The organism is Ruoffia sp. FAM 26255, from assembly GCF_045528525.1.
Classification (GTDB): Bacteria; Bacillota; Bacilli; order Lactobacillales; family Aerococcaceae; genus Ruoffia; species Ruoffia tabacinasalis.
The window spans coordinates 1-13,327 of record NZ_JBGQQX010000055.1; the positions used below are offsets into that span (position 1 = coordinate 1).

At 35.5% G+C, this 13,327-nt stretch carries 16 protein-coding genes; 4 read left to right on the forward strand and 12 right to left on the reverse strand.

Features of this window, described 5'->3' with window-relative positions; all coding sequences use genetic code 11:
• Window positions 1–164: 164 nt before the first annotated feature.
• Genes ACEN31_RS09455 through rsmG form a run of 6 tightly spaced genes read right to left on the reverse strand, consistent with a single transcriptional unit; the run spans window position 165 to window position 4,716 of the window.
• The gene (locus ACEN31_RS09455; RefSeq protein WP_407090935.1) at window positions 165–968 is read right to left on the reverse strand and encodes a DUF1129 domain-containing protein; all 804 of its coding nucleotides are present in this window, start codon (window positions 966–968) and stop codon (window positions 165–167) included.
• 17 nt (window positions 969–985) lie between these two features.
• The gene (gene ychF / locus ACEN31_RS09460) at window positions 986–2,086 is read right to left on the reverse strand and encodes a redox-regulated ATPase YchF (protein WP_407090936.1); all 1,101 of its coding nucleotides are present in this window, start codon (window positions 2,084–2,086) and stop codon (window positions 986–988) included.
• Window positions 2,087–2,114: 28 nt separating this feature from the next.
• Window positions 2,115–2,318 carry a DUF951 domain-containing protein gene (locus ACEN31_RS09465; RefSeq protein ID WP_138404946.1) on the reverse strand — a complete coding sequence of 68 codons (204 nt, stop codon included), beginning with the start codon at window positions 2,316–2,318 and terminating at the stop codon, window positions 2,115–2,117.
• 12 nt (window positions 2,319–2,330) lie between these two features.
• Window positions 2,331–3,227 carry a ParB/RepB/Spo0J family partition protein gene (locus ACEN31_RS09470; RefSeq protein ID WP_407090938.1) on the reverse strand — a complete coding sequence of 299 codons (897 nt, stop codon included), beginning with the start codon at window positions 3,225–3,227 and terminating at the stop codon, window positions 2,331–2,333.
• Window positions 3,217–3,981 (reverse strand): ParA family protein, encoded by a 765-nt coding sequence (locus ACEN31_RS09475; RefSeq protein ID WP_138404944.1) that lies wholly within the window; start codon window positions 3,979–3,981, stop codon window positions 3,217–3,219. Before ACEN31_RS09475 ends, ACEN31_RS09470 begins: the two co-directional genes overlap by 11 nt.
• Window positions 3,982–3,996: 15 nt before the next feature.
• The gene (rsmG, locus tag ACEN31_RS09480) at window positions 3,997–4,716 is read right to left on the reverse strand and encodes a 16S rRNA (guanine(527)-N(7))-methyltransferase RsmG (RefSeq protein WP_138404943.1); all 720 of its coding nucleotides are present in this window, start codon (window positions 4,714–4,716) and stop codon (window positions 3,997–3,999) included.
• 239 nt (window positions 4,717–4,955) lie between these two features.
• Here rsmG and ACEN31_RS09485 point away from each other — a divergent pair, with 239 nt between their 5' ends.
• Window positions 4,956–5,450: a methylated-DNA--[protein]-cysteine S-methyltransferase gene (locus ACEN31_RS09485; protein ID WP_407109275.1), complete on the forward strand. Its 495-nt coding sequence runs from the start codon at window positions 4,956–4,958 to the stop codon at window positions 5,448–5,450.
• Between the two features lie 96 nt (window positions 5,451–5,546).
• Here ACEN31_RS09485 and ACEN31_RS09490 read toward each other — a convergent pair whose 3' ends face one another.
• Both ACEN31_RS09490 and ACEN31_RS09495 read right to left on the reverse strand, forming a co-directional pair.
• Window positions 5,547–6,296 (reverse strand): LytR/AlgR family response regulator transcription factor, encoded by a 750-nt coding sequence (locus ACEN31_RS09490; protein ID WP_407109276.1) that lies wholly within the window; start codon window positions 6,294–6,296, stop codon window positions 5,547–5,549.
• Window positions 6,296–7,555 carry a sensor histidine kinase gene (locus ACEN31_RS09495; RefSeq protein WP_407109277.1) on the reverse strand — a complete coding sequence of 420 codons (1,260 nt, stop codon included), beginning with the start codon at window positions 7,553–7,555 and terminating at the stop codon, window positions 6,296–6,298. The genes ACEN31_RS09490 and ACEN31_RS09495 overlap by 1 nt, the downstream gene beginning before the upstream one ends.
• 179 nt (window positions 7,556–7,734) lie before the next feature.
• On the opposite strand from ACEN31_RS09495, the gene ACEN31_RS09500 reads away from it, so the two are divergent.
• Window positions 7,735–8,367 carry a hypothetical protein gene (locus ACEN31_RS09500; RefSeq protein WP_407109278.1) on the forward strand — a complete coding sequence of 211 codons (633 nt, stop codon included), beginning with the start codon at window positions 7,735–7,737 and terminating at the stop codon, window positions 8,365–8,367.
• Entirely contained in the window at window positions 8,360–9,016 is a 657-nt protein-coding gene (locus ACEN31_RS09505; RefSeq protein ID WP_138403823.1) for a hypothetical protein, read from the forward strand. Before ACEN31_RS09500 ends, ACEN31_RS09505 begins: the two co-directional genes overlap by 8 nt.
• Window positions 9,017–9,074: 58 nt before the next feature.
• Here the strand turns inward: ACEN31_RS09505 and ACEN31_RS09510 are convergent, their stop codons facing one another.
• The 3 genes from ACEN31_RS09510 to ACEN31_RS09520 form a co-directional block, all read right to left on the reverse strand.
• A complete protein-coding gene (locus tag ACEN31_RS09510) occupies window positions 9,075–9,986 on the reverse strand; it encodes a hypothetical protein (protein WP_407109279.1) in 912 nt (303 codons plus the stop codon).
• Window positions 9,987–10,083: 97 nt separating this feature from the next.
• Window positions 10,084–10,602, reverse strand: a complete 519-nt coding sequence (locus ACEN31_RS09515) for an NUDIX hydrolase (RefSeq protein ID WP_407109280.1) — start codon at window positions 10,600–10,602, stop codon at window positions 10,084–10,086.
• Window positions 10,603–10,614: 12 nt separating this feature from the next.
• Entirely contained in the window at window positions 10,615–11,472 is an 858-nt protein-coding gene (locus ACEN31_RS09520; protein ID WP_407094947.1) for a GNAT family N-acetyltransferase, read from the reverse strand.
• A 90-nt stretch (window positions 11,473–11,562) separates the two neighbouring features.
• Between ACEN31_RS09520 and ACEN31_RS09525 the strand changes: the two genes are divergently transcribed.
• The gene (locus tag ACEN31_RS09525; RefSeq protein ID WP_138403819.1) at window positions 11,563–12,189 is read left to right on the forward strand and encodes an HD domain-containing protein; all 627 of its coding nucleotides are present in this window, start codon (window positions 11,563–11,565) and stop codon (window positions 12,187–12,189) included.
• Window positions 12,190–12,290: 101 nt separating this feature from the next.
• On the opposite strand, the gene ACEN31_RS09530 is transcribed toward ACEN31_RS09525, so the two are convergent.
• Window positions 12,291–13,109, reverse strand: coding sequence for a metallophosphoesterase (locus tag ACEN31_RS09530; RefSeq protein ID WP_407109281.1), 819 nt, complete (start codon window positions 13,107–13,109; stop codon window positions 12,291–12,293).
• Window positions 13,110–13,327 lie beyond the last annotated feature (218 nt).

Genomic DNA, 13,327 nt, shown 5'->3' on the forward strand with positions numbered 1-13,327 from the left:
TGCCTCCGGCTTCCTTCAGATTCCACCTCACGGTGGACACCCTTGCCTTTAGCTAACAGTTCCTACTGCCAAGTCTGTAGTGGACTTTCACCACCAAGTTATCGCCCATGCCGGGCGCACATAAAAACCAACCAAGTTAAACTTGGTTGGTTGATTTGAGGTGGTTAGAATACGCCACCTTGAATATTTAATTGTCTCTTTAATAAGAAGCGTAAACCAAAGGTTACAGCGGCAATAATGATATAAGTCATTGATTCAAAGACTGGGTTCAATGCTGATGGAAGTAATACGGCACTGATACTTACGATTAAGAACCAACCAAACATTGCGGCAATAGACACTCCGAAGTAGCGCCATAAACGACGCTCACCTTTAGGTGCATCTAAATCTGGCATAACTTTAGAAGTAATTAACATCGCAACACCTGCAACAATATAGTTAATAATTAAAGTAGTTAAGCCCATGAAAGCAGAAGTTGTCCCCGCATCCGCATTCAACATTGAGATACCTGTGATGAATGTGAATAATGAACCTAGCATTAGCCCACCGTCTAAAGCAATTTGCCAATCAGGTGACTTTTCAACTGGTGCATTTTCTGGATTTGGGAATTCTTGTTCTATAATTAAGTTAGCAGTTTCTGTCGGCGTTCCATAAATCTGACGTGCTGTTTGGCTATTGATTTGCCCGTCTAGTAACGTATCCACCATTTCAGCATAGACTCGCTCTTGAACTTCATAGTGTAATTGGTCAGATAATTTTTTATCTACACTTAACATAAATTGCTTATTTTTGTTCGTTAATTCTGCAAACTGGCTTTCTTTAATCCCAGCAATAACATTTCTTTCTTGAGATTCTTCAACACTTGCTACTTCTGTTTCTTTAGCCGTCTCAATTGATTCTTCAGCTACTTTATCAGTTGTCACTTCTACATCTTTCTCTTCGAATTCTTTTTTGTTATCTTCTGACATAATTTCCCCCGATCGATCTAGACATTAAATCTAAATAGCATAATGTCGCCGTCTTTAACAATATATTCTTTACCTTCTGAACGGTAGTAACCTAATTCACGCGAACGAGCCATGCTTCCAGCTTCCATTAAATGGTCGTAAGAAACAGTTTCAGCACGGATGAATCCACGTTCGAAGTCCGAGTGAATCACTCCAGCTGCTTGAGGAGCTTTCATTCCTTTTTTGAATGTCCAAGCGCGTACTTCTTGCTCACCTGCTGTAAAGTATGTTCCTAAGCCTAATAATGTATAAGCTTTTTGAATTAAACGGTCTAAACCTGATTCTTCTAAACCAAAGTCTTCTAAAAACACTGTTTTTTCTTCGTCATCTAAGATCGCAATTTCTTCTTCAAGACTTGCACATACTGGAACAACTTCTGCTCCTTGTGTAGCAGCAAATTCAATGACCTTTTGTAAGTGAGGATTTGAGCTTGGATCACTTACTTCTTCTTCACCAATATTTGCTACATATAACATTTTCTTGCGTGTTAATAAGAATAAGCTTTTTACAATCGGCTCTTCTTCTTTTGTGAATTCAACTGAGTTCGCTAATTGATCACTTTCAAGTGCATCTTTCAAGCGTTCTAAAATATCCATCTCGATTAACGCATCTTTATCTTTAGTTCTAGCTAATTTTTGGACACGTATTAATCGCTTATCAATCGATTCCAAGTCAGCTAAGATTAACTCTAAGTTGATTGTCTCTATATCTGAAAGTGGGTCCACTTTCCCGTCAACGTGAGTAATATTTTCGTCTTCGAAACAACGAACAACGTGACAAATTGCGTCCACTTGGCGAATATTACTTAAGAATTTGTTTCCTAATCCTTCGCCTTTACTTGCACCCTTTACAATCCCTGCGATATCTGTAAATTCGAAAGTTGTTGGAATTGTTTTCTTAGGTTTTACTACTTCTGTAATGTCTGTTAAACGTTTGTCAGGTACTTCTACCACTCCAACGTTTGGGTCAATCGTCGCGAACGGATAGTTTGCTGCTTCAACCCCTGCTTTTGTAATTGCGTTAAAAAGTGTTGATTTACCAACGTTAGGTAAGCCAACAATACCAGCTGTTAATGCCATGTAGTCACTCTCTTTCTTTTATTTAAACTTATTCAGCAGATTCTGCTTTTTCTAGTACTTTTTTCATTTTCTTTTCAAAATCACGCCGAGTCATCGTCACAATATGCTTACAATTCATACATTGTATACGAATATCCATCCCCATACGGATAATTTGCCAGCGGTTTGTTTGGCAAGCGTGTGGTTTTTTCATTTCGACAATATCGAGTTTATCGAATTCTTTACGATTCATCTTGTCCACTCCCTATAAATGTATATTTAATAAATCTAAAATTCGAATTAAATCTGATTCAGATAAAAATTCAATTTCTATTTTACCACGTTCACCACGTTGATTAATTGTCGTAGCTGTCCCAAAGTAATCTTGCATTTCTTGTTCAATCGCAAGATAATGGGGTGGTTTTTTGGCTTTTTCTTTTTTGTCTTTTTCTTTTTCTTTGTCTTCTTTAGGAGCTTCATCATTTAATGATTGAACTAATTCTTCGAGTTGACGAACAGTCATTCCTTCACTTACGACACGTTTTGCGACTGGAATCAGTTGGTCTTTATCTTTAAGACCTAAGATTGTACGCGCTTGTCCCATCGATAATTGTTCCCCAACCATTGTCTTAATTTCATCTGGTAATGATAATAGACGTAAGTAATTGGCGATATATGGGCGACTTTTACCAATTCTTTCAGCCACTTGCGCTTGTGTTAAATCAAGATTCTCCATCAAGATGTTATATGCTTCAGCTTCTTCTAAAGGACTCAAGTCTTCACGTTGTAGGTTTTCTACCACTGCAATTTCAATCATTTGTTCTTCATCTAGTTCACGAACAATACCTGGAATTGTCTCTTTACCTGCCAGTCGACTTGCACGAACACGCCGTTCACCAGCGATTAATTCATAACCTTTGATTGTCGATTTTCTAAGAATTACAGGTTGAAATACACCGGACTGTTTAATCGAATCAGCTAATTCATTTAAAGCTTTCTGATTAAATGTTTTACGCGGTTGATAGGGGTTAGCACGAATTTGATCTAATGGAATCTCTTCTACGATTTCGTTTTCGCCTGGAGTTTCCTCATATGCTGAAAACAAGGCATCCATACCTCGGCCTAAGCCACCTCGTTTACGAGGTTGGTTATTATTCGCCATTACTAATCACTTCCTTTGCCAGTTCAACATACATCTCCGCACCTCTTGAACGAGAATCATATTCAATGACTGATTGCCCATAAGAAGGTGCTTCTGATAAGCGAATATTTCTTGGAATGACTGTGCGGTAGACTTTTTCATGGAAATACTTACGTACTTCATCCATCACTTCAAAGCCTAAATTCGTTCGTGCATCGAGCATTGTAATTAACACGCCCTCGATACGGAAATTGCGATTATAAGTTTTTTGAACTAAACGAATGGTATTTAATAATTGTGTTAATCCTTCTAGCGCGTAATACTCAGCTTGTACTGGGATTAAAATTGTATCACTTGCGGTAAAAGCATTAATTGATAATTGACCTAATGAAGGTGGGCAGTCGATTAAGATATAATCATAATTTTTCCGAATCGGGGCCACTGCTTCTTTCAGGCGTGACTCGCGGTTTTCAATATTTACTAGTTCTAACTCTGCAGCTGCAAGTTGAATGTTTGACGGTACAATCCATAAGTTATCTTGACTTGTTTCAACGATGACATCTTGAATTGGAATTTGATCAATGAGTACTTCATACAAGCTTGCATCTAATGCGCTTCTTTCTACCCCAAGACCACTCGTCGCATTTCCTTGCGAATCAGAATCAATGATTAATACTTTTTTACCTAAAGTTGCTAAAGCAGCTCCTAGGTTAACTGTTGTGGTGGTTTTACCAACACCACCCTTTTGATTACCGACTGCAATCATTTTACTCATGCGATCTCCTCCTTGTTATAACGGTTGTTTGGCTGGTTTACCAGGACGTCTTGGATATTTCTTCGGTGTTTCTAAAGTTTTGCGAATCACTAAGATTTCACGCTCACTATCTTCAATGGGTAACATCTCGCTAATTTGCTCTTCAAACTTCGCTCCAAGCGTTGCGATAGCCTTTTTCGCTTTAACGATTTCTTCGTCAGCTCTTTGTGCTTTCAGAGCAATGAAGTAGCCACCTTTTTTTGCTAATGGTAAACACAATTCGCTTAAGACGTTTAAAGCTGCTACAGCTCTTGCTGTGACGATATCGAATTGTTCGCGGTGGGCTTTGTCTTGTCCAACTTCTTCTGCACGACCATGAACAGCCTTAACGCCTGTTAAGTTCAATTCCTCTGCTAAAAGGTTTAAAAATGTTATACGTTTGTTCAATGAATCTACAATTGTAATGTCTAAATCAGGGCGTACAATTTTCATTGGAATACTTGGAAAGCCGGCCCCTGCGCCAACATCACATAAAGTAGCATTCTCTTTAAAATAATCAGGTGCCATCCATAAGGGCATTAATGAATCATAGAAATGCTTTAAATACACATCTGGCTTTTCAGTAATTGCCGTTAAGTTAATCTTATTATTCCACTCGACTAACAGGTGGTAATACTGTTCAAACTGATTAATCTGTTGTTCAGTTAATTGACTGCCCTTTTCATTCAGGGCTTGGATAAATTCTTCGACTGTCATAACCGTCTCCTTTTAAATAAGTCCTTTTGTGAAACAAACCTATGTTTCACGACATGTATACTTTAACTTAAATGCTAGTTCTATGCAATGATATCTAAGGAGAAATTTCCTTTTAATCACTATTTTAACATAGACTGGTATGAATTATCATTCATTTCAATATGATTCTTAAAGAGTTATAATAGAGATACAAATAAAATGGTTATTATATAGAAAGGAAGTTTACCTTGAGCCCAACTTTGTACTACACTTTTCATACGGTATTCAATCGGTTATATACGATTGCTTCAACAGAAAAGGGCTTAGCTTACGTAAGTCCAGACGATGGAGATATAACGATTTTGGAAAAGCTATTTAAGGGGTTTACTATCCAAGAAGATGAATCTATAAATGCAGAATCGATTAAACAACTTCAAGAATACACACAAGGATCACGTAATGAGTTTGATTTAGTGTTAGACATCCAAAATGGAACACCTTTTCAGCAGTCAATTTGGAAAGCATTACTTGATGTTCCTTACGGTCGAACTATTCATTATGGAGCGTTGGCTGAAAATATAAACAATCCTAAAGCAGTTCGTGCAGTTGGAGGCGCTGTTGGCCAAAATCCAATTTCTATTATTATTCCGTGTCACCGTATCATCGGAAAGAATGGTTCGTTAACAGGCTATAATGGTGGGATTAATGTAAAGATGAAATTGTTAGATATCGAAGGTATTCAATACACTGGTTAAACACTTTAATCACTTTAAACACTCTTTTAAACACTGCTTTTAATTAAAGAATAAAGCACCGATAAATGCAGGAGAACTGCATTTATCGGTGCTTATTTATGGTCTGATACTCATTTCTTCTAGTCGCTTACGTACTTCTTTGGCTCTTGCTACTGATAAATCACAAGTTAAACCATTTTTAAAAGTAATGATTTTTTCTTTTTGATTAACACTTTCAATCATCATTATATTCGCAATAAATGATTTGTGAACGCGGATAAATTCCTCATGTGATTTTTCAATTGCCTTTAAACTTTCATAGAACTGATAATGTCCATTTGTAGTAATGATTGCCACTTTATGCGGCTGAGATAAACTTTCGAAATATATAATATTATCTAAAGCGATTGAGCGCATTTTACTACCTACTTTAAATGTATATTGTCTTTTTACTTCTGAATTTAAATGTTGTCTCTCACTAATCACATTCAAAATTTCTATTATTCGGTTTTGTAATTCTTCAGGTGTCTTTTTTACTATGTAATCAATCGCTTCAACTTTATAACGAAAAGTAACCGGAGCTAATTCTGCGTGTGTAGTTATAAATACAATTTTACCTAAGTCATCAACCTTTCTTATCTCTTTAGCTAAGTCTAAACCATTCATATCATGGTTTAAATCAATATCAAGAAAATAGATTGCATTCGAAGCTTTTTCAGACCTAATTGCTTCTAAAAGAATTAGTGGGTTCACAGATGCCAGGCTGAGTTCCATATCAAGTGATTCAATCATAATGTAATTAGCAATGACTTCACTCATATAGGCTAATTGCTTCTTGTCATCTTCGCAAATATAAATAGATTGCATCAAATCACCTCTCTTGGGATGATCAGCTCTTGAGTAAACACCTGATCATTAATTTGAGTATTAAGCAGTATCATAGACTTATCTACTAGTCTATCTAAGTTAAAGAGTCCAATCCCTCGTTCTGCCCCTTTGGTTGAATATCCGTTTTCTTTTAATGTAACTAAACTTTCAATATCTACTCGGCAAGAGTTTTCTACAATTATTAGGGACTCCAATTCTTCTTGGATTAATGAAACCGATAGCTCTCCATGTTGAATTTCTGCCGCTTCTTCGATGGCATTATCTAAAATAATGCCTAACATACGTGGCAATGATAATGTTTCATCTGTTTCAATAAACATACTTTCTGACACTTCAATGTTCACAACAATCCCTCGTGACTTGGCATATAATAGTTTAGTATAGATTAAGTTTCGTAAGTCAGCATTTTGTAAGTAAATTAGTTTACCTAATTGCCGATTGGTATCATCTGTTTGAATGTCATGTTTATCTAAGACTCGTTCAAAATAATCCCGTAATTGATCCCACTCTTCAGCTTTTATGAATCCATCAAGACTAAGCAATATATTTTGATAATCATGACGAAACTGACGAACATCATCATATTGCCTTGTAATCAACTGATTATATTGTTGATTAACTTCTTCTTGAGCTTTTTCTTGTTCAATCATTCGAATTTGCTCACTGCTATTGTGAAAGAATATAAGTACTAGAACAAATAATACACTCGCGAATAAATAAACACTTCTAAATATAGTAAGCATTGAATCATTGAGTAAGAAATACTCGAAAAGATTCATCAGTTGAGCATAATAAACAACAAAGAAAATGCACAAAATAATAATATAAATGAATGTTTTTGCATTGATATAATATCTGTAGAACCACTTTATAAGTTGTCGAGTAAGGAAAGTCAGAATACTAATAAAAGCTAAAGTAATTATAATTGTCATCCAAAAATGAGGTAGTTGAACATAGCTCATTGATTCTGTAGCTATGTAATAAATAATTAAAGGTAAAGCACTATATATAGTACTAATAGAAACAGTTCTGTAATGCCAGTAAGTCGATACGAAAAAGACCATAAATATTAAAAATGTTTGTAAAGCTTCACGGTAATTCAAATTTAATTGCGCTGTGATTATAACAACGATGATACATATAAAACCTGAAACTACTTTATTTATTTTTGGCTTTTGAATGAAATATGAGTATAAAATATAAGTTGGTACAATATATTGAAAAATATTGAAATTCATTGTGCACTCCTTTACTTTAGGCTGATTATGAGTGAAAAAACATCGTTTATGAATAAATTAACTTTACTATCATCATATCTATTATAGTATAAGTAAGAAGTTGAAAATTGTTTTGTTACTGAAAGTATAGATTTGCTAAAGTATTTCGTCAACAATAAATTCCAAGGAGGATGGTTTAAATGAAATTTTCACGCAGTACTGTAGTTACGTTAGCCGTTATATTTTTGATAAATTTCTTTACAATTTCATTAGTTGAAGCACATGATGGTTTTGGAGATTTTCCGTATGAAGGTACTTATCTCACCGATGAAAACCAAGCGATACGAGGGTTTACTTTCGATACTGAGTCGCAATCAATTACTATTCTTACTCAACAGTCGAGTCAAAATGAAGATATTCGTCGTTTATTAGAGATTAGAAACAGTGGAAACCATACTGCTTTAATCGATCCATTTATCTCAGCTGAAGAAATAAATGACATGCGCGAAAAATGGGGATTAGACGATATAGATTATTCAAAAATATTGCTAGAAGCAGCAGATAAAGTAGAGCCTTGGATGACTCGTAAGGATGCATTGAGACTCGCTTTTCAAGAAATTCCGGGAGTGCATTCTTTATCGGACATTGATTCTGACTTCAATAGTGATATTTTGATTTCAAAACCTGAAATTCTACAATCCCAAGATTTATGGATTGTTGGCATTATGGGAGACCCACGGATTCTTCGTTTTGAGATGAACGAGAGTACCGACAGTATCACAGATGAGTACGGAATCGTTTATACCTTAGAAGAAGGTAATCAAAATGAATAAGTTAATAAAATTAATTATTCTTTTAGGTTTAATCGTCACGCAGGTTCAAATCGTTTCAGCTCAAATCTTTGATTATGATGGAACTTATCTAACTGATGATGAAACACAAGTTATTTCAGGTTTTCACTTTGATCAAAAAAATAATACTGTTGTTGTTATTACCCAAAATTCACCCACCATGAATCCAACTAATTTGAGTAACCGGACACGTCTAAGTAATATCCAAACTTATATAGATGATCATATTGATTTTAACTCTATGACCAATGAAGAAGTGAGCTCATTCAATGAAAAACATGGTATTGACTATGCTGAAGCTTATCGAGCAACAGCAGATATCGTAGCAAATAGTGGTGGTGAGACTTGGCGTTTTATCTTTGATTTACAAAATCCAGGCATTCTAAATTTAGCTTCTTTCAACTTTTCATCCAATTCGGCGCAAGGTAGGACGCCACACGTCCTGTATATCAACGAGCCTAATATTAAGTTCAATCGAAATTTATGGGAAGTATCAATGTATGATATTTCTACTCCCCTATTACGTTTTGAAGCTAATACTAATACAACTTATATTAAGGATGACTACGGTGTTGTCTACAATTTAGAAACTGATGTTCCTGACGATCTCGATTTTCTTTTGTTTGATTAAGCCTCATCATAAAATACAAATATCCCCATCAGCTTGGTTGCTGATGGGGATATTTAACTTATTCTCCGCTATATCTCAATGAATTCTCATACGTTAATTGGCGGTCATGGAATGCCTGGATTTCTGCTTCAATACTTGGGTAAATTTCTTTTACTACAACATCTTCACTGCTAGCACTATTTTGAGCTTCTTGATATAGTGACAGGACTTTATCGGGTCCTGCTTGATTCAGTCTTCCATAAGTTAATTCTGAATTAGCGATAATAATCGAACTAATTGCACTGTATGTTTCATAGTTCTCATTACGCAATAGATTTAAATCAGGGTATTCATTCGCAATATCTCGGTACAATTCTAAGTATATATCTTCGCTACCGGCTTCTTGATGAGTATGATATCGATTGACTAAAAATTCACTATCGACCTCACGTAATTGTTCACGGTTAATTGGTTGTTCTGTAATCATATTGTCGTGGATTATATAAGCAAGCTCTTCTTCAGCATTGCGGTTAAACGTCACTTCTGGCTGAGGGATTAAGATATCTTCATTCTCATCATAGACAAAGTAGAAGTTTTCAGTCGTCATGGCTGCTTCTTCATCACCATAACGCATTGAATAATCATTAATATTTGTGTTAAGAATATAAAGTGTTCTCTCTGAATTATCGTCAATACCATCCACTTCAAAGTTCTCTTCAACTTGAGTCATATCAATAGTATAGTAGACTGAGCCATTGTAATCATCTGTTATTATCATTTGGTTACCACGCAAGATAACCGACTGACTCGTCATGTCACCTTCATACGACCAGACACCTTGAATCTCTTCTGGGATTCCTTCAAACTCATTCAACTCTTGGGCCAATATTAATTCCGGTTGCTCTAGCGTCATCGATTGATCATGGGCTGTTACATTGACAATAGCTATCGTACATAATAAAGCTAAAACAATATCACGAATACGTCTCATCTAATCCCTCCCTATTGCTTGTTATATCAATTATAGCAATCATTCAAAGGGAATGGTGTGAAGTTTGCTTGAAGTTTATGACGTTATTGTGACATTCTTAAGTTAATTTAAGGTGCTTTAATTTGATTTCTTTAATTCGCTCTATGACTTCATTTGTTAAATGGACTAAACTATCTGTATTAGATATACCTAAGACTTCATCTTCACTCAACCACTGGAAACCTTGAGTCTCTCCTGCTTGTAATTGAATGGAGTTTTTATCTATATTAGTTAAACAAAAGAAACTTTTTTGTAAATATCGTTTCTCTTCTCGAATAATGACTGGCGTCAATTCATAGAGTGCATCTGCTTTAATCCCTGTTTCTTCATATAATTCTCGCCAAGCACCCTCACTAAAGTCTTCACCTTTGATTGTACTTCCACCAGCAGTTAACTCATATTCTCCTGCACGACTTTCTTTATCATCCGAACGCTTCATTAAAAGATAATCCCCATCAACATGCTGCACAATAATATTCACAATCTTATGATAGGTACCTTCAGGAATCGTATCTCCTCGTCCATGATTCGTACTAACGATGTTTCCACTCCGATCAAATAAGTCCCATAATTCCAAAAATTCCCTCCGTTATTCTTTTAAATAAACGACTTCTGATATGACCCCAAAGCCATTCTTTTGATATAAATGTTTAGCGTGTGCATTTTCTTTTTCTACTGATAAGCGAAATAGACGTTCGTCCTCTGCATTTAACTGCTTCATCATTTGATAGATACCTTGCGTTCCAAAGCCCTGTCCTTGATAATTTGGATCCACGGCTAAGCCAAAGAGATAATAATATTCTTCCGTTGTGTTCACTGAACTGGAGCCAACAATGTCTCCCTCCTGATTCAAGAAAACAAAGATCTCATGATCATCTTCACCAATACTGCCTTCTGCATAGGTCATCGCTTCTTGAAAAGAACTCTCGAAAACTTTTGCTTGAAATGAAGCGATACTTCTCGCATCTGTCATCACTGCTTTTCGTACTTGGATAGTTGCTTCTGGATATTCTTGCTCAACCATTACTTTAGCTTCCATCAAATATTCTGTCTCGTGCCAGTCGATTTGATACGTTCTGTGTAGATAATTCGTTTTTTCAATGAAGCGTCGCTCACTTATGTAAGATATATCAGCAATTCGAAAGGATTTAATAATCTCTTTAGCTTGTTCTATTAGAGCTGTGGCAATACCTTGTTGTCTATAAGTTGGGTGCACAATCACTGATAATTCAGCTTCTTCAATATTATCAGCATATATGGATAGAAAACCAATCAAGTAATTTTCAACCCAAGCAAATAAAAATGCGGGCATTCTTTGGTCAAAATTAAAGCGATTATCTAAATAAATATCATGATATGTTCCGTCATGCGTTTGAACCATTGCTTCTAATTCATTGATTTGCTTTATTGTCGTATTATCTAAGGTGTTTCTTGCTTCTATCTTCATCTTATTTCCCCTATTTTTTAATTAATTCTAATTTTATCACATTTAATTCTAATTATGTTATACTAACAAAAATATCAATGAGGTGTTAAAATGATAAATCAAAAATTAGTTGAGTATATTGAATCAAAAATAATTCCTCAGTACAAAGCCTATGATGGCGCTCATCAACCTGATCATGTATATCAAGTAATTGAGAATAGTTTGGATATCGCAAAAAATTATAATGTGAATCTAAACATTGTCTATGCTATCGCAGCTTATCACGATATTGGCTTAAAGTTTGGCCGACAAGGACATGAATCAGCCTCTCGTAAAATTATCGAAGCGGATTTTGTCTTAAAAACATTTTTTACTGATAATGAAATAAAGACGATTGCCCAAGCAGCAGAAGATCACCGTGCATCTTTACCTTATGAACCCCGTTCACTTTATGGTAAGATTATTTCTGAGGCGGATCGCGATATCAACTTTGAAAGATTACTGAGTCGAACCATTCTATATAGTTTGGATCACTATCCTGACTACGTTAAAGAGGATACTTTTAAACGAGTTTATACGCATATGATTGAGAAATATGGTCCTTCAGGACGAATTAAACTTTGGCTAGAATACGAGCCTAATGTCGAGAACTTAAAAAAAGTTCATGCGACTCTTGCGGACGAAACAGCCTTTCGTAAAGCTTTTGAACCTCTGTACTCAAAATACAAACAAAACTAATCATATTTACAACATTATCTTAGGAGCTTCTTCCTAGATAATCTTATTTTTATACTAAAAAAGCTTAACCATACTTAGAGATAGTTAAGCTTTTTAGCATTTTAATGTAAATCGACGATGACAATTTCAGGTGGATTAAAGATACGTGGGAACTGTTGATTTTGAATCATCAAGCCGCGACTGACAATCATCTTAGCCTCATTCTCTAATTCATATTCGCCACCGGCGTAAGCTGGGAAAAAGCCCTGTTGCGGTGAGTAAAGGCCGTTAATTAAGCCAGGTAATCGGAATTGTCCTCCATGAGCGTGTCCCGCTAATATTAAGTCAAACGGGTATTTTTCATATTGTTCAACTTGTTCAGGGCGATGACTGATTAAGATATTAAGATACTCTGTATCTATTTTTTTTCCTACGTACTTCAATTGTTTTTTAAATGTACGTTTGTGTTTCGCATCATCCACACCATTTATTACTAGTGTTGTTTGACCCACTTCTACTTTCGCACGGTCTCCTTCTAACACTTGAATATTCATCTTGCGAATCAAGCGTTTAAAGCCAGCTAAATGTTTCATACGTAATTCATGATTCCCCGTGACGTAAAATGTTGGGTAATGTTGGCCTAACCAATCGAGGAGCTTAGTTGTTGGGTGGACATTTCCAACGTAGTCGAAAAGGTCACCTCCTAAAAGCACAATATCAGGCTTTTGTTCGGAAATTTGTTCTATCAAGATAGATTGATTATCACCAAACTGGTTATTATGTAAATCACTTAAGAACATCACCCGAACATTATTGTTTACTTTATTGCTCTTCATTTGGTATTTTCTAATTTGAATGCTTGTATCAAAGGCTCTTCTTACAATTGCAACCCCTGCGAACGTTAAGGCTAATTTAGTTAATGTCTTCATTTTCATCGTCATCACCCACTCCCTTATAACTTACTATTCTACTACGAAAACCCTCTCATTTAAGTTAAATTTTACTAATAATGTCGTCATCAATTTCTCTTTTTGACTACTGCCACACATTTGTACCACTGATGCCAACTTTCTTACCACTGTTTGCCAAAGAATGTACCACCTTTTGCCAGCTTAATGTACCACTAAAGAAATATCCCATAACCACTGTGATTTAAGTT

Excerpts from the sequence above, each read along its gene's own strand:
- ACEN31_RS09455 (WP_407090935.1), bottom strand. The coding sequence starts at position 968 with ATGTCAGAAGATAACAAAAAAGAATTCGAAGAGAAAGATGTAGAAGTG.
- ychF (WP_407090936.1), bottom strand. The coding sequence starts at position 2,086 with ATGGCATTAACAGCTGGTATTGTTGGCTTACCTAACGTTGGTAAATCA.
- ACEN31_RS09465 (WP_138404946.1), bottom strand. The coding sequence starts at position 2,318 with ATGAATCGTAAAGAATTCGATAAACTCGATATTGTCGAAATGAAAAAA.
- ACEN31_RS09470 (WP_407090938.1), bottom strand. The coding sequence starts at position 3,227 with ATGGCGAATAATAACCAACCTCGTAAACGAGGTGGCTTAGGCCGAGGT.
- ACEN31_RS09475 (WP_138404944.1), bottom strand. The coding sequence starts at position 3,981 with ATGAGTAAAATGATTGCAGTCGGTAATCAAAAGGGTGGTGTTGGTAAA.
- rsmG (WP_138404943.1), bottom strand. The coding sequence starts at position 4,716 with ATGACAGTCGAAGAATTTATCCAAGCCCTGAATGAAAAGGGCAGTCAA.
- ACEN31_RS09490 (WP_407109276.1), bottom strand. The coding sequence starts at position 6,296 with ATGCAATCTATTTATATTTGCGAAGATGACAAGAAGCAATTAGCCTAT.
- ACEN31_RS09495 (WP_407109277.1), bottom strand. The coding sequence starts at position 7,555 with ATGAATTTCAATATTTTTCAATATATTGTACCAACTTATATTTTATAC.
- ACEN31_RS09500 (WP_407109278.1), top strand. The coding sequence starts at position 7,735 with ATGAAATTTTCACGCAGTACTGTAGTTACGTTAGCCGTTATATTTTTG.
- ACEN31_RS09505 (WP_138403823.1), top strand. The coding sequence starts at position 8,360 with ATGAATAAGTTAATAAAATTAATTATTCTTTTAGGTTTAATCGTCACG.
- ACEN31_RS09510 (WP_407109279.1), bottom strand. The coding sequence starts at position 9,986 with ATGAGACGTATTCGTGATATTGTTTTAGCTTTATTATGTACGATAGCT.
- ACEN31_RS09520 (WP_407094947.1), bottom strand. The coding sequence starts at position 11,472 with ATGAAGATAGAAGCAAGAAACACCTTAGATAATACGACAATAAAGCAA.
- ACEN31_RS09525 (WP_138403819.1), top strand. The coding sequence starts at position 11,563 with ATGATAAATCAAAAATTAGTTGAGTATATTGAATCAAAAATAATTCCT.
- ACEN31_RS09530 (WP_407109281.1), bottom strand. The coding sequence starts at position 13,109 with ATGACGATGAAAATGAAGACATTAACTAAATTAGCCTTAACGTTCGCA.